This is a genomic window from Ascidiimonas aurantiaca (assembly GCF_037646345.1).
Classification (GTDB): Bacteria; Bacteroidota; Bacteroidia; order Flavobacteriales; family Flavobacteriaceae; genus Ascidiimonas; species Ascidiimonas aurantiaca.
The window spans coordinates 542,465-562,632 of the sequence record NZ_JBBEWR010000001.1; the positions used below are offsets into that span (position 1 = coordinate 542,465).

23 protein-coding genes are annotated in these 20,168 nt (G+C 37.0%); 14 read left to right on the top strand and 9 right to left on the bottom strand.

What is annotated here, in order from left to right; translation table 11 throughout:
• Positions 1-11 precede the first annotated feature (11 nt).
• Genes ribD through WAO84_RS02390 form a run of 4 tightly spaced genes read left to right on the top strand, consistent with a single transcriptional unit; the run spans position 12 to position 3,175 of the window.
• Positions 12-1,079: a bifunctional diaminohydroxyphosphoribosylaminopyrimidine deaminase/5-amino-6-(5-phosphoribosylamino)uracil reductase RibD gene (gene ribD / locus WAO84_RS02375; RefSeq protein ID WP_340063419.1), complete on the top strand. Its 1,068-nt coding sequence runs from the start codon at positions 12-14 to the stop codon at positions 1,077-1,079.
• Positions 1,076-1,687: an HAD family hydrolase gene (locus WAO84_RS02380; RefSeq protein WP_340063420.1), complete on the top strand. Its 612-nt coding sequence runs from the start codon at positions 1,076-1,078 to the stop codon at positions 1,685-1,687. Before ribD ends, WAO84_RS02380 begins: the two co-directional genes overlap by 4 nt.
• 2 nt (positions 1,688-1,689) lie before the next feature.
• Positions 1,690-2,553: an EamA/RhaT family transporter gene (locus tag WAO84_RS02385; RefSeq protein WP_340063421.1), complete on the top strand. Its 864-nt coding sequence runs from the start codon at positions 1,690-1,692 to the stop codon at positions 2,551-2,553.
• Positions 2,554-2,557: 4 nt separating this feature from the next.
• Positions 2,558-3,175, top strand: a complete 618-nt coding sequence (locus WAO84_RS02390) for an IMPACT family protein (protein ID WP_340063422.1) — start codon at positions 2,558-2,560, stop codon at positions 3,173-3,175.
• An 8-nt stretch (positions 3,176-3,183) separates the two neighbouring features.
• On the opposite strand, the gene WAO84_RS02395 is transcribed toward WAO84_RS02390, so the two are convergent.
• Entirely contained in the window at positions 3,184-3,585 is a 402-nt protein-coding gene (locus WAO84_RS02395) for an acyl-CoA thioesterase (protein WP_340063423.1), read from the bottom strand.
• Between the two features lie 195 nt (positions 3,586-3,780).
• On the opposite strand from WAO84_RS02395, the gene dnaA reads away from it, so the two are divergent.
• The 3 genes from dnaA to WAO84_RS02410 all read left to right on the top strand — a co-directional run bounded on the left by dnaA (position 3,781) and on the right by WAO84_RS02410 (position 6,485).
• Positions 3,781-5,208 (top strand): chromosomal replication initiator protein DnaA, encoded by a 1,428-nt coding sequence (gene dnaA, locus WAO84_RS02400; RefSeq protein WP_340063424.1) that lies wholly within the window; start codon positions 3,781-3,783, stop codon positions 5,206-5,208.
• The gene (locus WAO84_RS02405) at positions 5,208-5,681 is read left to right on the top strand and encodes a low molecular weight protein-tyrosine-phosphatase (protein WP_340063425.1); all 474 of its coding nucleotides are present in this window, start codon (positions 5,208-5,210) and stop codon (positions 5,679-5,681) included. The genes dnaA and WAO84_RS02405 overlap by 1 nt, the downstream gene beginning before the upstream one ends.
• 78 nt (positions 5,682-5,759) lie before the next feature.
• Positions 5,760-6,485: an SAM-dependent methyltransferase gene (locus WAO84_RS02410; protein WP_340063426.1), complete on the top strand. Its 726-nt coding sequence runs from the start codon at positions 5,760-5,762 to the stop codon at positions 6,483-6,485.
• Positions 6,486-6,531: 46 nt separating this feature from the next.
• Here WAO84_RS02410 and WAO84_RS02415 read toward each other — a convergent pair whose 3' ends face one another.
• From WAO84_RS02415 to dapF, 4 genes are all read right to left on the bottom strand, one after another.
• The gene (locus WAO84_RS02415) at positions 6,532-7,167 is read right to left on the bottom strand and encodes a peptidoglycan-binding protein LysM (protein WP_340063427.1); all 636 of its coding nucleotides are present in this window, start codon (positions 7,165-7,167) and stop codon (positions 6,532-6,534) included.
• Positions 7,168-7,439: 272 nt separating this feature from the next.
• Positions 7,440-7,763, bottom strand: a complete 324-nt coding sequence (locus tag WAO84_RS02420) for a hypothetical protein (protein WP_340063428.1) — start codon at positions 7,761-7,763, stop codon at positions 7,440-7,442.
• Positions 7,753-8,286 (bottom strand): GNAT family N-acetyltransferase, encoded by a 534-nt coding sequence (locus tag WAO84_RS02425; RefSeq protein ID WP_340063429.1) that lies wholly within the window; start codon positions 8,284-8,286, stop codon positions 7,753-7,755. Before WAO84_RS02425 ends, WAO84_RS02420 begins: the two co-directional genes overlap by 11 nt.
• Complete coding sequence (gene dapF, locus WAO84_RS02430) at positions 8,280-9,056, bottom strand: diaminopimelate epimerase (RefSeq protein WP_340063430.1); 777 nt, start codon at positions 9,054-9,056, stop codon at positions 8,280-8,282. Before dapF ends, WAO84_RS02425 begins: the two co-directional genes overlap by 7 nt.
• 138 nt (positions 9,057-9,194) lie before the next feature.
• Here dapF and WAO84_RS02435 point away from each other — a divergent pair, with 138 nt between their 5' ends.
• From WAO84_RS02435 to rplS, 5 genes are all read left to right on the top strand, one after another.
• On the top strand, positions 9,195-10,598 hold the full coding sequence (locus tag WAO84_RS02435) for a trypsin-like peptidase domain-containing protein (RefSeq protein ID WP_340063431.1): 1,404 nt from the start codon (positions 9,195-9,197) through the stop codon (positions 10,596-10,598).
• Positions 10,599-10,721: 123 nt separating this feature from the next.
• The gene (locus tag WAO84_RS02440; RefSeq protein WP_340063432.1) at positions 10,722-12,170 is read left to right on the top strand and encodes a glyceraldehyde-3-phosphate dehydrogenase; all 1,449 of its coding nucleotides are present in this window, start codon (positions 10,722-10,724) and stop codon (positions 12,168-12,170) included.
• Between the two features lie 118 nt (positions 12,171-12,288).
• Positions 12,289-12,897 carry a tRNA (guanine-N1)-methyltransferase gene (locus WAO84_RS02445; protein ID WP_340063433.1) on the top strand — a complete coding sequence of 203 codons (609 nt, stop codon included), beginning with the start codon at positions 12,289-12,291 and terminating at the stop codon, positions 12,895-12,897.
• A gap of 141 nt (positions 12,898-13,038) precedes the next feature.
• Positions 13,039-13,716, top strand: coding sequence for a tRNA (guanosine(37)-N1)-methyltransferase TrmD (trmD, locus tag WAO84_RS02450; protein ID WP_340063434.1), 678 nt, complete (start codon positions 13,039-13,041; stop codon positions 13,714-13,716).
• 160 nt (positions 13,717-13,876) lie between these two features.
• Positions 13,877-14,227 carry a 50S ribosomal protein L19 gene (rplS, locus tag WAO84_RS02455; protein WP_340063435.1) on the top strand — a complete coding sequence of 117 codons (351 nt, stop codon included), beginning with the start codon at positions 13,877-13,879 and terminating at the stop codon, positions 14,225-14,227.
• A 638-nt stretch (positions 14,228-14,865) separates the two neighbouring features.
• On the opposite strand, the gene WAO84_RS02460 is transcribed toward rplS, so the two are convergent.
• The 4 genes from WAO84_RS02460 to WAO84_RS02475 all read right to left on the bottom strand — a co-directional run bounded on the left by WAO84_RS02460 (position 14,866) and on the right by WAO84_RS02475 (position 19,049).
• Positions 14,866-16,299, bottom strand: a complete 1,434-nt coding sequence (locus WAO84_RS02460) for a serine hydrolase domain-containing protein (RefSeq protein ID WP_340063436.1) — start codon at positions 16,297-16,299, stop codon at positions 14,866-14,868.
• Between the two features lie 72 nt (positions 16,300-16,371).
• Positions 16,372-18,003 (bottom strand): ankyrin repeat domain-containing protein, encoded by a 1,632-nt coding sequence (locus WAO84_RS02465; protein ID WP_340063437.1) that lies wholly within the window; start codon positions 18,001-18,003, stop codon positions 16,372-16,374.
• Positions 18,000-18,371 carry a BlaI/MecI/CopY family transcriptional regulator gene (locus tag WAO84_RS02470; RefSeq protein WP_340063438.1) on the bottom strand — a complete coding sequence of 124 codons (372 nt, stop codon included), beginning with the start codon at positions 18,369-18,371 and terminating at the stop codon, positions 18,000-18,002. The genes WAO84_RS02465 and WAO84_RS02470 overlap by 4 nt, the downstream gene beginning before the upstream one ends.
• A gap of 183 nt (positions 18,372-18,554) precedes the next feature.
• Positions 18,555-19,049 carry a glycerate kinase gene (locus WAO84_RS02475; RefSeq protein WP_340063449.1) on the bottom strand — a complete coding sequence of 165 codons (495 nt, stop codon included), beginning with the start codon at positions 19,047-19,049 and terminating at the stop codon, positions 18,555-18,557.
• A 389-nt stretch (positions 19,050-19,438) separates the two neighbouring features.
• On the opposite strand from WAO84_RS02475, the gene WAO84_RS02480 reads away from it, so the two are divergent.
• Both WAO84_RS02480 and WAO84_RS02485 read left to right on the top strand, forming a co-directional pair.
• Positions 19,439-19,675: a DUF6095 family protein gene (locus tag WAO84_RS02480; protein ID WP_340063439.1), complete on the top strand. Its 237-nt coding sequence runs from the start codon at positions 19,439-19,441 to the stop codon at positions 19,673-19,675.
• A 170-nt stretch (positions 19,676-19,845) separates the two neighbouring features.
• Positions 19,846-20,046, top strand: coding sequence for a hypothetical protein (locus WAO84_RS02485; protein ID WP_340063440.1), 201 nt, complete (start codon positions 19,846-19,848; stop codon positions 20,044-20,046).
• Positions 20,047-20,168: the final 122 nt, after the last annotated feature.

The following is a 20,168-nucleotide window of genomic DNA, read 5'->3' on the forward strand; positions in this document are numbered from 1 at the left end:
ATTTTTGTGATGTGAATATACATGAAAAATATATAAACCGCTGTATTCAACTAGCTAAAAACGGACTGGGTACTACCTACCCTAATCCTATGGTAGGCAGCGTTATTCTACACAAAGGTCTTATTATTGGAGAGGGCTGGCATAAAAAGGCCGGTGACCCTCATGCCGAGGTAGCTGCTATTCAAAGTGTAAAGGATAAAACGCTACTTAAAGAGGCTACCTTATATGTTAACCTGGAACCTTGCAGTCATTACGGCAAAACACCTCCGTGCAGTGATCTTATTATTAGAGAAGGCATTAAAAAAATAGTAATAGGCTCTATGGACCCGCATTCAAAAGTAGCAGGAAAAGGTATTAAAAAACTCAAAGATCATGGATGTGAGGTAATAATAGGAGTGCTTGAAGAGCATTGTCATGAACTAAACAAGCGATTTTTTACGTTTCATCTTAAACAACGCCCTTATATTATCCTTAAATGGGCTCGTACCAAAGATGGGTATCTGAGTCCGCATGCGAGAAATGGAAATTCCCATACCCCCAGGGGTGCTGTCTGGATAACAAATTCTCTTTCCAGACAATGGGTACATAAATGGAGAAGTGAGGAAAGTGCAATTCTTGCCGGTACAAGAACCGTACTGGAAGACAACCCTTCTTTAACCACTAGAAACTGGCATGGAACATCACCAATACGAGTGGTGATCGATGAAAAAGGCGCTATTAACACTGAATCATTTCAGGTTTTTGACAAGAATGCCCAAACGCTGTTGATCACAGGAAAGGAAACGCACACGCATGTACCATCACATATAAAAAGAGCATCTATCAACTTTCAGCAAAATCCCGCCCTGCAAATTTGCAAAGTACTGTATGAAATGGAGATACAAAGTTGCATTATTGAAGGAGGCGCACATACCCTTAACCTGTTCATTAATGAGAACATCTGGGATGAAGCCCGTGTTTTTACAGGCGATACGGTATTTGGGCACGGCACAACAGCTCCCCGTATCTCCGGAACCCTGTTGAAAAAGCTTCATCTTTTAAACGACGAATTAACTATTTGGCATAACCCGCAGTCATGATAAAAAACATCATATTTGATTTTGGCGATATTTTTATAAATCTGGATAAAGAGGCTACCCTTCGAAAGATCGGGCAATTAGGGCTCAGAGAACTCGATGATAATATGATTCGAATGAATGAGTCGTATGAAAAAGGACTTGTTACCACTACTGATTTTGTACAGTATTACCACCATTTGCTTCCTCATACTTCAAAAGAGCAACTTATACAGGCCTGGAATGCTATTATACTTGATTTTCCTGAATACCGCCTGCAATTTGCAGAAAGGCTGGCTAAAAAAGGGAACTATCGTATGTTCTTGCTGAGCAATACCAATGAATTGCATATTACCGAAGTAAAAAAGAGTATGACTGGTGTACGGTACGACCGTTTTAAGCAGTGTTTTGAAAAATTCTATCTGTCTCATGAAATTCATCTTAGAAAACCCGATACCGAGATCTATAAATACGTACTCAGCGAGAACAATCTGCAAAGTGAAGAAACACTGTTTATAGATGATATGGAAAGTAATGTCCTGGCTGCAAAAAATGCAGGCATTCAAAGCTGGCACCTTATTCCCGGCAAAGACGATGTAACCCAATTATTTGAACAATCTTTTTTCATGTAACTGTGGGCTACGTAATTCTCAGCATCCTTTCGAATACACTTCTTTTTGTAATTTTTAAAGCTTTTACAAAGTACCGTATCCACAACCTGCACGCCATAGTAATAAACTATTTTACTGCTGCATCTATTGGTTTTTTTAGGGCTTCTGATACTACTGATATTTCTCAAATTATATATCAGGACTGGTTTTATGGCACTGTCTTGCTAGGAGTCATTTTCTTTTCACTTTTTAATGTGCTTGCTTTAACATCACAAAAGGGTGGGGTTGCTATGGCTTCTGTTGCCAGTAAAATGTCAGTAGTTATCCCCGTCACTTTTGCTTTTATAGTGTTTGATGAAACCGTTACGCTTTTAAAGATTGGTGGAATTCTGATTGCATTACTTGCCGTATATATGGTTTCCAGAAAAAGAGGTGAACAGCAATTTGAGATCTCGTACTGGTATTTACCGGTATTGCTATTCTTTGGGTCAGGTATTTTAGATACTATCTTAAAATTTCTCGAGCACCGTTATGTTAACCAAGATCAAACCGATATTTTTGCAACTACTATTTTTTTTATGGCCGGGATTTCCGGAACTCTATTTCTAACAGGCCATTATATCGCAAAAAAACCAACCTTTCACTTAAAAAATATGGTCGCCGGTATTTTATTGGGAATACCCAATTATTTTTCGGTTTATTTTATAGTTATGGCACTGAAGACCAATGGACTGGAGAGCTCGGTCATATTCCCGGTAAACAATGTTGGCGTTGTAATGGTATCTACCCTGTCCGGTGTTTTTCTTTTCAAAGAACAGTTGTCAGGATACAACAAAGTAGGTATTATACTGGCCATTTTTGGTATCATTCTTATGAGCTTTAACTGAAAATATGCGAGACAACGATACATATACAACCATAGAAAAACCGGCAGAAGCTGTTATTTTAAAAGAAAAAAACAGCAGGTTTATTGGATATGCCTTTCCTGTTAATGATCGTAGCGAAATAAACAAATGTCTCGAAACAGTAAAAAAACAACATTCGTCAGCCAGACATTGGTGCTATGCCTGGCAATTAGGCACCAATGATTCTACAGAATCAAGAACAAATGACGATGGAGAACCCAGAAACAGTGCAGGAGCCCCCATTTATGGTCAAATACAATCTGCAAAGCTCACCAATATTCTAATTGTTGTCGTACGATATTTTGGAGGGGTAAAACTGGGGGTTGGCGGCCTCATTAAAGCATACAGAACATCTGCAAAATATGCTGTTGAAGCTTCCGTACCCATCAAAAAATATGTAGAAACATCTATCCAAATTACCTTTAAGTATCCAAATCTTAGCGCTGTGATGCGTTTAATCAAAGAGAATAATGTAAAAATTGTTTCCCAGAATATGAAGGAAAAATGTTATATGGAATTACGCATTCGCAACCATCAATTGAAACAGGTAATTGGACAACTGGAGTCTATTTATGGCGTTATGATCGTAAAAAAGCAAATTTGAGATATGATTTATTGCAGCTTTTCAAGAATGTAATCAGGACATCGAATGGGTCTTCCGGATGCCATATCTATAAATGCTAAAACTGTGTTTGCTGTAGTAATAATTTCACCTTTTTCATTGGTGATTTCATAGTCAAATTCTATACGTACAGAAGGCATCTTTGAAAGGCTGATTTTTATCGATAAAACGTCATCATAATAGGCAGATTTGTGATAATTTATGTGTAAAGATATTACCGGAAGTACTACTCCGTTATCTTCCATCCATTTATACGATATTCCCAGATCACGAAGCCACTCAACTCTCGCTATTTCAAGAAATTGAGCATAATTTCCATGATATACTACCCCCATTTTATCAGTTTCGGAATATCGTGTTCGAATTTCAATTTTGTAGGTATAAACTTTCAAGTGTATAAGATTTTTATATGTTAATAAAAAGTAAAATTAACGTTACCCGACATGCAAAAAAAAAAGTAAAAATTCAATCCGCATTTCATTTTTTTTTTCAAATATTTGTTCACATATTTGTTCTGCCTAAGTAGCGAAATTAAGAAAACTATTCATTTCATAATTTACTAATCTAACTTCAAAATTATACGAGGAATGAGCATCACTGCGCAAACGGTATGGGAGAACTGTTTATCTTTTATTAAGGATAATATTCAACCACAGGCTTATAAGACTTGGTTTGAACCTATTAAATCAGTCAAGCTTACCGATAATGCATTGAGTATTCAGGTTCCCAGTAAGTTTTTTTACGAATGGCTAGAAGAGCATTACGTAAAGCTGCTTAAAGTGGCCCTAACCCGTGAGCTCGGGGAAAATGCAAAATTAGTATATGTAATTAAAATGGAAAATACATATGGTAATAAGCAGCCATTTACTGAAAAAATACCCAGTAGCCACCGGGCAAATGTGGCCCCGCAGGAGTTAGATGTACCGGTAAAGCATAAAAATCCCGAATTAAAAAACCCTTTTATAATTCCGGGAATACGAAACATTAAAATAGAGTCGCAATTAAATCCTTCATATAATTTTGATAATTTTCTTGAAGGAGACTCTAACAGACTGGCACGTTCTGCAGGACTCGCGGTAGCGAATAAGCCCGGAGGTACTTCTTTTAATCCTCTGCTCATATTTGGAGGTGTTGGATTAGGAAAAACACATTTGGCACATGCCATTGGTGTTGAAATTAAAGATAAGTATCCCGAGAGAACCGTTCTTTATATCTCAGCAGAAAAGTTTACACAGCAATATATAGAATCCGTAAAAAAGAACACACGTAACGATTTTATTCACTTTTACCAGTTAATCGATGTACTTATTATTGATGACGTGCAGTTCTTTTCAGGAAAAACCGGAACACAAGATGTTTTCTTTCATATTTTCAACCATTTACATCAAAACGGAAAACAGGTAATTCTTACTTCTGATAAAGCTCCGGTAGATATGCAGGATATAGAGCAACGCCTCCTTTCCCGGTTTAAATGGGGTCTTTCTGCAGAATTACAAAGCCCTGACTTTGAAACCCGGGTCTCTATTCTTAAAAACAAACTGTTTAGGGACGGGGTTGAAATGCCAGATGAGATCATAGACTATGTAGCCAAGAATATAAAAACAAATGTGAGAGAGCTCGAAGGTGCCATTATTTCTTTAATAGCACAGTCTTCTTTCAATAAAAAAGAAGTAACTCTGGAGCTGGCGACTCAAATTGTTGAAAAATTTGTTAAGAATACGAAGCGGGAAGTTTCCATAGACTATATTCAAAAAGTAGTGTCTGATTATTTTCAGATGGACCTGGACACCTTACAATCCAAAACCCGGAAACGACATATTGTTCAGGCACGGCAACTGGCCATGTTCTTTGCCAAAAAATATACCAAGGCTTCTCTGGCCAGTATTGGTTCTCAAATAGGAAAAAGAGATCATGCCACTGTATTACACGCTTGCAAAACTGTAGATAATCTGGCAGAAACCGATAAGCAGTTCAGGAAGTATATTGATGATTTAACGAAGAAACTTTCGCAATAATGAAAACCCGCATCTTGATGGTTTGCCTCGGTAATATTTGCAGATCACCGTTGGCTGAAGGTATTCTGAGGTCCAAAGTACATCCTGAAAAAGTTTTCGTAGATTCTGCAGGTACCATCTCCTATCACGAGGGAAATCCGCCCGATCCGCGATCGGTGGCCATTGCTTCCAAATACGGAATTGATATTACCTCTCAGCGTTGTCGTAAATTTCAAGTATCTGATTTTGAAGAATTTGACCATATTTATGTTATGGACAACAGTAACTACAATGATGTTGTAGGGTTGGCCAGGAATGAAAAAGAGAGACAAAAAGTTGACCTTATTCTCAATTTGGTATTTCCCAAAGAAAATGTAGATGTACCCGATCCTTATTATGGTGGCGAAAAAGGTTTTCAAAATGTATTTAAAATGCTGGATGAGGCTTGTGAAACACTGGCTGGTAACCTTAAAAACAAACAACCCTCTTTATAAACTCCTCTCACCTGCTCCGGTTGTGTCTGGTTTTAAAAGCTTTTTTGTAGTTTTACCTGAAAAGTAAAATATTTTGCCATGTCTCAAAGTACTGAAACCTACGGTAAACTCTACCTTATACCCAATACACTAGGTGAAAATGAACCTTTGGAAGTGTTGCCCCTGTCTATTAAAAGTACAATTGAGCAGGTAAATGATTATATTGTGGAAAGTGAAAAACCGGCACGGCGTTTTATTAAAAAGGTGAGCTCCGGAAAATCACAGGCTTCCCTACGCTTTCAATTTTTAAATAAATATACTGAACCTTCTGAGATACAGGAATATCTAACCCCCTGTTTAGAGGGCAGACCTTTAGGTATTCTCTCTGATGCCGGCGCACCCGGGGTAGCAGATCCGGGCGCAGAGTTAGTGCGACTGGCACATCAAAAAGGCATTCGTGTAGTACCTCTGGTAGGGCCTTCTTCTATTTTGCTGGCGCTTATGGCCAGTGGTATGAATGGGCAACGATTTGCGTTTAACGGGTATTTATCTATTGACAAACAGGAAAGAAAAAAAGAGATCAGGAAATTTGAACATCTCTCTTCCGAAAATGATCAATCGCAAATATTTATAGAAACCCCTTACAGGAATGATAAACTACTCGCAAATTTTTTAAATCACTTAAAAGACGATACGCTGCTATGCGTAGCATGCGACCTTACTTTACCTACCGAATTTATAAAAACGATGCCGGTAGCTGAATGGAAGAAGATAAGTGTGGCTCTGCATAAACGTCCCTGTATTTTTATATTGTATGCCCAATAAAAAAGGCCCGGTAATGTACCGAGCCTCTTAGTTAGATATAAAATTTTTAGATTTTTGTAAGTCGTTGTGGCAGTATGCCTGAAGTATCATATCCCGAAAAGCGTTTCATATAATAGCGAATAGAAGCACCATTTGCATCTTCAAAGCCGGTGGCACCTCCTGATCTTAGATACTTTTTTACATTACCCGCTCCGGCAAGGTGTGCAGCCGCCAAAATACCAGATTCGGTAATTTTGACCCCGTTAAATCGCTTACCTACATAACGTTTAATGTCTTTTCGCAATATCCACTTGTTTCTGGCAGTATTGGCTATAAAAGCCTTCTCTTGTAATACCGGGTTGTTAAGAAACAAATGCTTATTATACACCCCGAATAATTGAAGTGTAGAAGCCCCAAATTGATATTTCCCCATATATCCCAAATAGTTGATAGTGAAATAATCTCCACCTGATTCTTTGAAAGCAAGGGCTTCCTTAAATCCGACAAATGATTTACCTAAAAACGGGGGGGTGACTTTAATTTTAGGTTCCGTATAGTTGCCAACCGAATATTCTAAGGAATCGGTTACTCTGTAAGTTTCCGGAACTACAACTATGGCTTTTTTCGTAGAAGGAGTAAAGCCTAAACTGGTTATCATTACTGCCGCGACTAAAATTATTAATTTTAATACGCTTTTTCTCATAAAAACTGTTTTCTTTAAGCCTTATATCAAACATGTCGAATGCTTAAAATTTTAGAGGTGCAAATATACGATTTTTTTGACAAAAATGAATTTGACTAGTTAAAAGATTCTTAAAGTTCGATAAACGGGTGTTATTAACTGGTTATAAACAAGTTAAAAGATTAACACTGTTTTAAGACAAGTTTTATTTTGTAAGAAAAAGATCTCTGAATAAAAAACAAAAAATCCAATATCTTCTAATAGCAGGAATTTTTGAATAAAAATGATTAAAATCATTTTTTGTAAACACCTGTGAGTACATCAATAATCTCATGATTATTCATGTCCTTATAGATACGATAGGAGCCTCCTTTTACTTTCTGGTGGTACCCTCGTTTTACGGCAAATATTTCAAACGACTGCGGATTTTTAAGGTGAGGTCTAATATAAGGTAGTGCCTCTTTATAGGTAGCTGCTTCCGGAATGTATAAATAGATCTCATTTTCCCCAAAAGCCGTGTTGGGTGAAAACATAATATTGTATATTCTCATAAAAAAAACAGAGGCTATTACAAGTCCCAGAATAGAGACAGCCCATAAGATCTTTTTAAGATACATGGTCTGTATTTAGCTTTTGATAAAAAAGTACATCTTTAAAAATCCCTTTATGATATGCCCATTGTTTTTTTACGCCGGTTTGTTCAAAACCACACTTTGTAAACAGCCGCTTGCTAGCTTCATTATCGGCAGTAATGTGTGCATACAATTGTCGTAAACCTAACGTATTAAAAGCATATTCAGACAAAATATTCAATGCTTCCTCTGCTATTCCTTTTTTTCGTTCTTCTTTTCGTAAAACAATGCCTACACCTGCTCTGTAATTAGCAGGGTCAAATTCAAAGAGGTCAATTAATCCTTTGAGCTCATTCTCATTGTCTGAAATGGCAAGACGCAATTGTTTCATTTCATAAATATCCTTGTCACAGTTATCAAGATACTTTTTTAAAATAAAACGAGAATACGGGGTCTTGGTATCACTAACTTCCCATATTGTTACATCATTTTCCATTAAATACAGAAAATCGATATCCGCAGGCTCCATAGCTCTTAGAAAAATATGTGATCCATGAAGTTTTAACATATTATTTCACCTTTAAAGACCTGTATGGCTGGTCCAGACAAATAAACATTTGAATATCCCAAATCGTTTTTTTTAAATGACACTTCCAGTTTCCCGCCTTCCGTCTGCAAAACCGCACGTTCTTCATCTATTTGTCCTCTTTTGTGAAGAGCCAGAGCGACTGCGGTTACCCCGGTACCGCAAGAGAGGGTTTCATCTTCTACCCCTCTTTCGTAGGTTCGCACGGCAAACGTATTTTTTCCCAGCGACTCTACAAAATTAATATTGGCGCCTTCTTCACCATATTTGCCATAACGAAGGGCCGCACCTGCCTTTTTCATGTTCAGTGAGCTTAGATCGGTGACCATTTGTACATGATGTGGGGATCCGGTATTCAGAAAGCTGTGATTCTCAAAATCATCTATTTGTGTTACATCATTCATTTGCAAATGAACCTTTGCATTGACAATTGTAGCTTTGTGAATACCATCTATGGCCGTAAACACAGTATTATCTTTAATAATGCCCAAATAATGGGCAAAACTCACCAAACACCTTCCCCCGTTACCACACATGCTACTTTCTCTTCCATCTGAATTGAAATATACCATTTTGAAATCGGTTACCGTGTCAGTTTCCAAAAGAATGAGACCATCGGCTCCTATGCCAAATTTGCGGTCACACAATTTTTTTATGAGTTTGGTATCATTTTTGAGAAAAAAATCAGCGCGGTTATCGATGATAATAAAATCATTACCAGTGCCCTGATATTTGTAAAAAGAAAGTACCATTTGTACTGATTTTATAAGGACAAATATACATATTGATGTTATACGAACGGCTGTTAAACTGCCGTTAAAGTTGTATTTTCAACATAATAATAAATTAATTTTAAATGTTCATCTAAATCATAAAACAAATTAATAATTATGAAAAAGTTTCTAGGACTACTCATGATTTCCTTAATGGGAGGTGCTATAACACTTGGCAGTTACAAGTTGTTTTTTGAAAAAGAAGTGGTTGTATTGGATAATGAATCTATACAACCCGAAATGATCCAAACCAATTATAACCCGACCCCCAGGGTTATTTCCGGTAATCTTGATTTTGTTGCCGCTGCTGAAAAAACGGTAAATTCAGTAGTACATGTTAAAAGTTTATCTATTTCGAGAGCGCCCAGCTCTCTTCTTGAATTTTTTTATGGCTCGGGAAGCAGTAAAGAGCGGGCTCAGGTAGGTTCAGGATCGGGAGTCATAATTTCTCCTGATGGATATATCGTGACCAATAGTCACGTTATTGCCAATACATCACAATTACAGATCACCCTTAATAATAACAAAAGTTATCAGGCACAACTGATAGGTTCTGATCCTTCTACAGATATTGCACTGTTAAAAGTAGATACAGATGATGATTTGCCTTATCTTGCTTTTGGAGATTCAGACGATACTCATATAGGTGAATGGGTACTGGCCGTAGGGAACCCGTTTAACCTTACATCTACCGTTACTGCCGGTATTATTAGTGCCAAAGCCAGGGACTTAAGCAGAATGGACGGTAAAAACCAGTCGTTCATACAAACCGATGCTGCTGTAAATCCCGGTAATAGCGGCGGTGCGCTTGTAAATACAAATGGCGATCTCATTGGTATCAATACAGCCATCACTTCACAAACCGGCTCATATGTAGGGTATTCGTTTGCGGTTCCCAGTAATATTGCTAAAAAAGTGATCAATGATCTTTTGGAGTTTGGAATGGTACAGGAAGGTATTCTGGGAGTTCAGGGTAAAGAACTTAACTCGGTAACTTCAGAACAATTGGGAATAACGGATACGGAAGGTTTTTACATAGAATCAGTAGATGAAGGCTCCGGTGCTGAAATGGCAGGTGTAAAGAAAGGAGATATCATAAAAAAGATAGACAATATTAAAATATCAAAGTTTTCAAATCTTTCCGGGTATCTGAAAACCAAAAGACCGGAAGAATCGGTAAACCTCTTTATCAAAAGAGCAGAAGCTACCCGAAACCTGAAAGTAAAACTTCTCAAAAATGATACCTACAGGATCAGGCACCTGGGTATGCGGGTAAAAAATCTGGATGCCAAAGAAAAGAAAATGTTTAAAACCGACAGAGGGGTAAAAATTATAGGAACATCAGACCTTCTCGAATCTTACAAACTGGAGGGTAAAATTTTATTAGAGGTAAACGGCGAAGACCTGTATAGTATAAAAGATGCCGAGTCTGTTGATAATTATCTTTCAGAATACCGAAGACGCCCCAGTATATTGCTATTGGATAAAAACGGAGAAAAAGAAAGATTAATTTTCCAATAATTCGAACTCGTTAATAAAAACAAAAAGTCCTCTTAAAAGAGGGCTTTTTTTATGCTTTTTTCTTTACGAAAACGATTGAAATTGATACTTTTGCGCAAATTTAAAGGGCTTAAAAAAAAATCAATGAGTTTTAACCACACTTACGAGAAAGAACTGGCCTTCCAGGCAGACAGAAGAAGAGCTTCGGTCGAATTTATTAAGATCGTGAACGATTTATGGTATGAGAAATCGATAGAGCTTGTACTTTTCAGAAATCAGTTACTAGACCGCAGCGTAAGCGAGATCATTAACCTGCATGAGTATGCCGGTGAGTTTGTTCAAAAACCCATATCTATTTTTGACTCGGTTGAGATCGCTCAGGGCATCAAAGCTATGGACATCCCTCCTTCTAAAATAGACATAGGTAAACTAACATATGAATATCATTTAGAAGATAACCGATATAATGATTCTAAGGCTTTTGTGATCGATAAACTGAAAGATGCTAAAAACGCTGAAGAAATACAACCTAAAGATGTGGTTTTATACGGTTTTGGACGTATTGGCCGTTTATTGGCCCGAGAACTTATGCTTAAAACCGGAAAAGGCAGTCAGTTAAGACTACGTGCTATCGTTACCCGCGGAAAAGCAGATGCCATTACCTTAGAAAAACGTGCCTCACTGCTTCGTAATGATTCAGTACATGGTGATTTTCACGGTACCGTAACAATAAATCCTGATAATAACGCCCTTATCATAAATGGTACTACAGTACATATGATAAATGCCGATGCTCCGGAAGATATTGATTATACCTCTTACGGCATTAACGATGCACTTATTATTGACAATACAGGAGCCTTTAGGGACAAGGAGGCCCTTGAGAGGCATCTTAAGGCCAAAGGAGCTAATAAAGTATTACTTACAGCTCCCGGAAAAGGAGTTCCCAATATTGTACACGGTGTGAACCACGAAGAGTTTGACCCATCTGAGGTATCTGTATATTCGGCAGCTTCCTGCACCACCAATGCCATTACTCCTATTCTTAAAGTTATTGAAGACACTCTTGGGGTAGTAAAGGGGCACCTGGAAACCATCCATGCATATACCAACGACCAGAATCTGGTAGATAATATGCATAAAAAATACCGAAGAGGAAGGGCTGCTGCCATTAATATGGTTATCACAGAAACCGGTGCCGGAAGTGCCGTAGCAAAAGCATTACCTTCATTAACAGGTAAACTTACCTCCAATGCCATACGTGTACCTGTTCCAAACGGATCTCTCGTAGTACTCAACCTTCAGGTAGAAAACAAAACCTCAAAAGAGGCGCTTAATACTATAATGAAAAAGTATGCCCTGGAAGGTAATCTGGTAGAACAAATAAAGTATTCGCTAAGCAATGAACTGGTATCTTCAGATATTGTAGGTTCATCTGCACCGGCTATTTACGACAGTAACGCTACCATTGTTTCTGATGATGGTAAAAACATTGTACTGTACATTTGGTATGATAATGAGTATGGATATAGCCATCAGGTAATACGGCTTGCAAAATATGTTTCAAAGGTTAGACGTTATACTTATTATTAGATAAAGACTTTTTAACTCAAATTAGATAATATATTGCGGTAGAAAAGGGTCTTAAACATCCAAACTACCGCAATAGTCGTATTTATAAGTATAGCATAATTTTGATAACCCCATAAAGATGAAGAAAAAACTAACCTTACTGTCCTTGTTTATAGGTCTTTTAACATGGTCTTTACACGCCCAGAATCCAATAACACAGGAATTATCACTGGATGGAGGTACAATTGACAGCCAGTTTGAATTCCTGCTCAAAAAATCGTATAATCATAAAGAGTATGAGGTTATTAAAGCCAGCTGGATGGCTCGTGTACGAAAAAATGTATCAGACACCCTTTTGAAATCAAAAGCTTTGGTGAGTCAGTTACAAACACAAATTGACAATCAGCAAAAGGAAATAGGCTCCTTAAAAACTCAGCTCGCAGAGATCAATGGCAACCTTGAACAGGTAAATAAGGAAAAAGAAAGTATTTCCTTTTTAGGTTCCCTCATTAACAAAGGTGTTTACAAAGCCGTCATGTGGGGACTGGTAATTGCACTGTTCCTCTTATTTATCTCTTTTGTTTACAAATTCAGAAACAGCAACATTGTAACTCGTGAAGCCCGCGCCAACCTTTCAGATCTTGAAGAAGAATTTGAACAGCACAGAAGACGTGCACTTGAAAGAGAGCAAAAACTGAGCAGGCAGCTTCAGGATGAGCTTAACAAACAAAAACTTATGAAAAAGTAATACCTTACACGGTATTATAATATGTTGGTATTTCCCGCATCCTTGTTCTATACCTATGGTATAATGAGCCTTTATTCGTATATAGGTATTAAGTAATTATTTCTTTGCATCTTTGCATCCAAATTTTGAATGTGAGGCACAATGCGAATTGATATTATTACAGTACTTCCCGAACTTTTAAAAAGCCCGTTTGAGGCTTCGATTTTAAAAAGAGCTATTGACAAAGAACTGGTAGAAGTTCATTTACACAATCTTCGGAACTATACTTCAGATAATTATAAAACCGTAGATGACTATCAATTTGGCGGAGGCGCAGGTATGGTAATGATGATAGAGCCTATAGACAAATGTATAAGCCATTTAAGATCCCAGCGTAGTTATGACGAAGTTATTTACGTAACACCCGATGGAAACCGGTTTGACCAAAAAACGGCCAACTTTTTATCCTTACAAAAGAACCTTATTATTTTGTGCGGACACTACAAAGGCGTTGATCAACGAGTGCGTGATCATCTTATAACCCGGGAGATATCCATTGGCGACTATGTATTATCGGGGGGAGAACTCGCAGCAGCAGTAATTAGCGATGCTATTATTCGTCTTCTTCCCGGAGTACTTAATGACGAAACTTCTGCCCTGACCGATTCGTTTCAAGACAATTTACTCGCTCCTCCTGTATTTACAAGACCCGCAGATTACAAAGGCTGGAAAGTACCTGATGTATTGCTAAGCGGAAACTTCCCCAAAATTGAAAAGTGGCGGGAAGATCAGGCTATGGAAAGAACCCGAAGACAAAGACCCGATTTGTTGAATGAGTAGTTGTCACAATAAAACTTAAGGTTATATTCATGATTGTGGTGTCTAAAAAACAAGAACACCATTGTAAATATTGAAATTATTATTATTTTTGCAACCGATTTCAGATCAACCTCTGACGAGAGACGTGAATGTTGATATGAATTAATTATAAATTAAGCAAATGGAAGCTTTAGTAAAATTTGTTCAGGACGAATTTGTTCCAAAAAAAGATTTCCCTGAGTTTTCTTCAGGAGATACCATTACCGTGTATTATGAAATTAAAGAAGGTGAAAAAACCCGTACCCAGTTTTTCCGGGGCGTTGTAATACAAAGAAGAGGTAGTGGTTCTACCGAGACTTTTACCATTCGAAAAATGTCTGGTACTGTAGGTGTAGAACGTATTTTCCCTATCAACATGCCTGCTCTTCAAAAAATTGAGATCAACAAAAAAGGTAAAGTACGCAGAGCTAGGATCTTTTATTTCCGTGGGCTTACCGGTAAAAAGGCTCGAATTAAAGAAGTTAGAAAGTAAGATATTTTTACATATTACTGAAAGGCACCTTTTTCAAGGTGCCTTTTTTATTAACAATTGTTAATAACCCCTGTTTGCATTTTGTTGATTTTAAATGGGTTAATTATTTTGCTTTTTTTAAATATGCTTCTATATTTGAAGTAAGGTTTTGCAAAAATCCTGATTAGGTGCAAGTCTAAAAAGGGGCATTACCTGAAAAGAAGAACGTTCTTTCACATAGTTGTTTTTTAATCATGCCCATACAAGTATTATTACTTATCCAGGTAAGTTTATAGATGTTAGGGAAGTTATATTTTTTACCGTATTGGCAACAGTAAAGTAAAAAGTATATGCCGAAAGTTTTTATGTAAATTAGAAATCGGTAGGAAATTAAAAGACAACGGAAGCATTAAGGAGTTTTGCACGCAGTGATGCATTGCATAACCGCCTGATGTTTCATGGTAATACATGGCAAGTAACTGGTAGTTTTTGAGCAATCAAACAACGTAGGTAACAGCAATGTTAAACGGTGCCTGTCAACGTATTACCAAAAAAGCCATATCATCAATAAGTAATTGTTAGTGATATGGCTTTTGTTTTTTATGGTTTGAATACAACGTTACATTTTTATTTATATAGAGATCTTACACATCTTTACCTCATATTTTATTTTTTTGCGAAGGCACACTCTTGAATAGTATGAATGGCTCATCCTCGGCCGGAGGTTGATTTCTGGGACTTCTATAACGAAAACAATAGCCTGTTGGCAGCGCCTTCTCCATATGCAATTTGGTATAAAGCAAACCGGAAGGATGTGCAAGAGCATATATGTTTTCCCTATTCATATAAGTCAGGGGAAAGATTATTCTATCAGATTCTCCCGAACCCAAAACAATTCTATCTGCACTACCGTTAAGTACAAGAAGTCCTGTTTCTCTAATTTCCTGACCATCCGAATCAATCGTTGTTAGTATTATATCCCATTCACCTTTAGGCTGTTTCTGAGGAGCAGCCTTCGAAAGAAACGGAAGAGCTATCATATGCGCAGTCTCTTCAATATTACGGGGGCTATAAGTATTCGCCATGATAGCTATAACCAGGTCATGCTCAGGAAAAATACTTAGAATACTCCTGCTTCCCCCCATGGCTCCGGCGTGTTCAAATACAGAACGTCCCTGCATATCCCAGTTACGTCTCCATCCAATACCAACTCCCGTCTCTTCTCCAGAGTTTAATTTCTGACTTTTAAATACGTCATCTACAATATTTGAATGTATAAAACCATTCAAGTACGCATTCCCTAATTTCACCAAATCGGTTGGAGTAGATATCATACCACCCCCACCCCATTTATAACTGGGATCTTCAGGGTTTTCAATTTTTTCAGGCCTCTGCTCACGATTAAGAGTATAAAGCTCTGTCATATTTGGAGATCTTTTAATTCTCATATCAGCAGGCCCCGTATGATACATGCCTAATGGCTCAAATATCTCTTTTTGGGTATAATCAAGAAAGGATTTTCCTGATATTTTTTCTATTACGGCAGACAGTAAAGTATAGCCATGTGTAGAATAGAGGTATTCTGTACCGGGCTCATACAGAAGTTCAATATGGGAAAAAACCTGAAGTGATTCCATAACAGAATTATAAAAACGCTTTTCAATGCTGTCTGATGCAGAATAATGAGGTATTCCAGACAAATGACCTGACAGTTCCCTGGCAGTGATTGAATATTTTTTTGGCCCGTATTCTGGTACATAACCGTTTATAGGTGCATCCAGATCCAGATGATTTTCCTGGGCCAGTTTAATCAGTGCCGTTGCTGTCATTAATTTGGAAACCGAAGCAGCGCGAAACTGTGTTTTTGTGGTAACCGGTATTTTATTTTCAAGATCTGCGAAACCAAACCCCTCTGCAAATACAATCTTTCCTTTTTGTAACACGGCTATTGACATACCGGGAGGCATCCACTTTTTACCAACCAGTTCATTTGCCATTGTTCTAACCAATTCCTGCGGGTCTTCATCCCTGGTTTGGGCACATCCGGAAAAAAAGATGATAGACATGATTAAGAGAAATGATCTTTTCTTCATAATATTGCTTTTGAAATTCTAAATTGAAATTGTTGTATTACCCTTATAAAAATCGCTTTTTAAGCCTACTATTTAGTCCTTACTCTCGTATTCCTTCAATAAAGTAATCATGGCCTGATTATTTGCTGTGCGCGCGTGATACATTGGGTACTCATCTCCCGGAGAGCTCAAATTAGGATCCGCTCCATTTTCCAATAACACTTTTGTAACTTCATAATGCCCTCTGCGCACAGCACAAATGAGAGGTGTACCGTCCCCTTGCATTTGAACATTAATAGCGGCTCCTTTCGAAATTAGATATGTAACAATTTCCAAATGCCCTTCCCTTGAGGCAACCAATAGAGCGGTACCATTGTTAACGATTTTCTCATTTACTCTTGCTCCATTTTTTATTAAATATTGTACAAAATCCAAATTACCATTGACCGATGCTGCCATTAATGGAGATTCATCGCCTCTGGCATAAAAATTAACATCGGCTCCAGCCTTTAAAAGCATCTCCGCAATTATCAAATTTCCGATACCGGCGGCTGTTACCAGTGGCGTACGTTTTATTATGATATCGCGATTAGAAGAGGTTTTGTCAGAATTTATATCGCTATACAGATTCTTGTCAATACAGTTTGGATCTATGAATGTAAGAAGCTCTTTCGTTTGATCAGTGTCTTCAAGGCGTATTGCCTTTATAAGGGCTTTACATTCTGTATTCGTTTGAGAATCTGACGGAGGAATGCTTTCACTTGCTCCTACAATTGGCGTTTCCGTAGCCTGCGCAACTACAGAAAGTGGCTTATTCAGTATTAAAAGAGCTAAAAACAGAATAGGAACAATAAATGAGTATTTCCAATTACTATATGGGTTTGATTTTTTTGAGTTCATCTTTATAATTCGTTGTTTTATTAATGATTGATTATAATTGCTGGTAACCACAAGCGGCTTGCTAAATGTGGCAATCTTTAACAAGTTTATTTGGTAATCCTCCTTTTCTATGATACCTTCTGCTAACACAAGGTCATCTGTCTGGTATTCAATATTCTTTTCAATCTCTTTTCTAAAAATCCATATAAACGGATTAAACCATAAGAGTATGATCATTATTTCAGACAGTAAAAAATCCAGCGTATGTAATTTGGCGACATGAATCTTTTCGTGCGAAATAATTAATTCATACGTGTCAAGGTCGTAACTTTTCGGATTTATAAAAATGTAATTGAAAAAAGAACAAGGTTCTTTTACAGAAACTGTATTTACAATAATACTATCTGTATCGTATATTTTATCGCTACTTTTCAGACCTTTTATCAAAATACTTGCGATCTGCAATAAGAAGTTCAACAACAAAACTATTACTCCAAAATAATAAACAATTAAAACCCAGAAAATAGGGCCTCTTTCTTGCCAAAATGGCAGAGCACTTTGTGTTTTTGAGGTATATGGAACCAAGTTATTGTTTTCACTTTCTGAAAATGGTCTTTCTGACAAAACGAAAACCTCTGAAGAAAGGTGTTCTATTTTTGTTTCCAATGCTCCCTGGCCGGTAACAAACTTTGGAAGAGGTACGAAAGGCAATAGCAAAACCAGTACCAGACTACCTATAAGATATATTCTGTTTTGAACAAAAAAGGTTTCTTTATGAAGAACCAGCTTGTAATAAGTAAACAGCACAATAAGGATTACTGATGCTTTTAAAAGAAAAATAATCATGAATTTGACTTTTTGTTTGATTGAATAAGATTCATTATCTCCTTTACTTCTTCTTCTGAAAGCTTTTCTTCTTTAGCAAAGTATGCTATCATCTTGGGGAAGGAATTGTCAAAATACTTTTTTTTAATATCTATGAGATAACCTTCCCTATAGTCTTCCCTGTTGATAGTGGCACTATATCTATGCGTATTCCCCAGTTTTTCAGATACCAGAAAACCTTTTTTAACCAGTATTTTCACAATGGTAGCCACACTGTTATAATGTGGTTTTGGTTCCGGGAGAGCTTCCATAATATCTCTAATAAATGCCTTTTTAAGATGCCAGACAATTTGCATTATCTGGCTCTCTCTTTTGGTAAGCTGTTGCATATTTTATAGTTTGGTCAAAACTACTAATAAATTAGTTTATATACTAAATAATTAGTAGTAAAAGAACCAATTAATATATCGCCCTAAGATTTTCTTTGACAAAAACACTTTGAAGCACCGTTAACAAAAATATAATCTTAGTACTATTTGCATACTATCAGGTTCCTGAACCTAACTCGAAAGCTAATTTTTTATGGCCATTTTATTTTGGTCTATAATTGCTTTCCCAAAATTATAAGCAGTAAATACCAGGTTTTCATAAGCTTCACACATTGCTTTGTCTAAATTTGATATTTTTTTTAATATCGATGCTACATAGGTAAGTCCAAGTGTATCCTGTTCTTGTAGGCTTAAGGCAACCGTCCTGCAAAAAGCTGCTACGGGTACATTATGTTTCCCTGCTTTCTTAATAACCTCCTGAATCGTTTTTCCGGAAAGTGTTTGCGCATCCAGTAACCCTTCTCCCGTAATTACCCAATCGGCCTTTTGCAGTTTATCCTCAAAATGGGCAAGCTCCATCAGTAATTGAATTCCGGAAACAGGCTCCGCATTCAAAAAATATACCCTACCTCTTTTCGTGCCTACGGCTACTCTGGATCTGGGGATATTCTGTATATCCTTATTTAAAAATGACTTTAAGACTCCGGCAAAATTCTTTAACCCTCCTCCAACATCAATACGTTAGTTTCATTAGCTCTTTTTTGAGGAGGACAGATCTATGTCGCACTATTTTCGTCGTAAAAACAATACAGGGCATCACTGACAATGCTGAATTTGACATCTTTTAACCCGTGAATACTTTCGTATCCTAAATTTGCGCTATAGATACCAACGATTTTCTCATGAGGATCAGTTCTCCCTCAGTTAATGATCTTAAACTAAAGCAGAAGCCATGGTAAGATTTTTGGTGACAGCTTTGCAAAACCTGAAGCCTTTTAGTTAATATTTAAACTTATCTGGTGTCTATAGTATTTTCATCGTATTTTAATTAAGAGGATATCCTAACCTTTTTGCTACATAAATATGTTTTTTAATTCTTATTTTTGGAAATTTATAGTCCGCTATATATGAGAACTAATCGCCTACTTCTATTTAAAAGCATTCGTTACTTTAGCATTACCCTATTGCTAATGTTCACCGGTCCTGTTATTCTTTACCAGGCGTTTAAGAATGAGGAACACCCGTTTTACTGGCCGGTTCTGGTTATAGCGCTTATTGTATGTATAGGAGCCATTATGATGGGGTTTTATAGTGTTAAGACAGTTATGAAGGCGCTTTTTGGCAATAAAAAATCAAGAGTTTAAAAACATTTCATATTCTCGTTATTTTTCCTGTTTTTGTTTTATTTGTCACTTAAAAACAAATAAAAGTGTATTACTGTACTTTTAACACGCAAGATATCTGTTAATTAACACTTTATTAAGTAAGAAATAACTTATGTTTTGTAGTTTAAAATAACATAAAAATATACATTATGATACGAAAAATTTTAAAGATTAACGGAGCTGTAGTGCTTACCAAAAAGCAACGAGCAAAAATACATGGAGGTTCTTCAGAATGCCCTACTGAACCCGGGTACACTGGTGAGTTATGTAGTACAGATGAAGAGTGTACCCCTATATTACCGGGTGCTCCTGTTTTCTGCGATCGGGGTTGCTGTTATGGCGCATTTTAGGCTTCTTTAGTATTTGCCAGCAAACGGTTAAGGGTAATAAAGACCTTACTCCTCAAAACAAAAAAAGCACGTATTGTTATGGATACGTGCTTTTTTAAAGAAGGCGGCGACATACTCTTCCG

Excerpts from the sequence above, each read along its gene's own strand:
- WAO84_RS02425 (WP_340063429.1), bottom strand. The coding sequence starts at position 8,286 with ATGTTAAAACTTCATGGATCACATATTTTTCTAAGAGCTATGGAGCCT.
- WAO84_RS02415 (WP_340063427.1), bottom strand. The coding sequence starts at position 7,167 with ATGAGAAAAAGCGTATTAAAATTAATAATTTTAGTCGCGGCAGTAATG.
- dapF (WP_340063430.1), bottom strand. The coding sequence starts at position 9,056 with ATGGTACTTTCTTTTTACAAATATCAGGGCACTGGTAATGATTTTATT.
- WAO84_RS02380 (WP_340063420.1), top strand. The coding sequence starts at position 1,076 with ATGATAAAAAACATCATATTTGATTTTGGCGATATTTTTATAAATCTG.
- trmD (WP_340063434.1), top strand. The coding sequence starts at position 13,039 with ATGCGAATTGATATTATTACAGTACTTCCCGAACTTTTAAAAAGCCCG.
- WAO84_RS02480 (WP_340063439.1), top strand. The coding sequence starts at position 19,439 with ATGAGAACTAATCGCCTACTTCTATTTAAAAGCATTCGTTACTTTAGC.
- WAO84_RS02410 (WP_340063426.1), top strand. The coding sequence starts at position 5,760 with ATGTCTCAAAGTACTGAAACCTACGGTAAACTCTACCTTATACCCAAT.
- WAO84_RS02405 (WP_340063425.1), top strand. The coding sequence starts at position 5,208 with ATGAAAACCCGCATCTTGATGGTTTGCCTCGGTAATATTTGCAGATCA.
- WAO84_RS02465 (WP_340063437.1), bottom strand. The coding sequence starts at position 18,003 with ATGATTATTTTTCTTTTAAAAGCATCAGTAATCCTTATTGTGCTGTTT.
- WAO84_RS02445 (WP_340063433.1), top strand. The coding sequence starts at position 12,289 with ATGAAGAAAAAACTAACCTTACTGTCCTTGTTTATAGGTCTTTTAACA.
- WAO84_RS02460 (WP_340063436.1), bottom strand. The coding sequence starts at position 16,299 with ATGAAGAAAAGATCATTTCTCTTAATCATGTCTATCATCTTTTTTTCC.
- WAO84_RS02420 (WP_340063428.1), bottom strand. The coding sequence starts at position 7,763 with ATGTATCTTAAAAAGATCTTATGGGCTGTCTCTATTCTGGGACTTGTA.
- WAO84_RS02435 (WP_340063431.1), top strand. The coding sequence starts at position 9,195 with ATGAAAAAGTTTCTAGGACTACTCATGATTTCCTTAATGGGAGGTGCT.
- WAO84_RS02485 (WP_340063440.1), top strand. The coding sequence starts at position 19,846 with ATGATACGAAAAATTTTAAAGATTAACGGAGCTGTAGTGCTTACCAAA.
- rplS (WP_340063435.1), top strand. The coding sequence starts at position 13,877 with ATGGAAGCTTTAGTAAAATTTGTTCAGGACGAATTTGTTCCAAAAAAA.
- WAO84_RS02440 (WP_340063432.1), top strand. The coding sequence starts at position 10,722 with ATGAGTTTTAACCACACTTACGAGAAAGAACTGGCCTTCCAGGCAGAC.
- WAO84_RS02390 (WP_340063422.1), top strand. The coding sequence starts at position 2,558 with ATGCGAGACAACGATACATATACAACCATAGAAAAACCGGCAGAAGCT.
- dnaA (WP_340063424.1), top strand. The coding sequence starts at position 3,781 with ATGAGCATCACTGCGCAAACGGTATGGGAGAACTGTTTATCTTTTATT.
- WAO84_RS02470 (WP_340063438.1), bottom strand. The coding sequence starts at position 18,371 with ATGCAACAGCTTACCAAAAGAGAGAGCCAGATAATGCAAATTGTCTGG.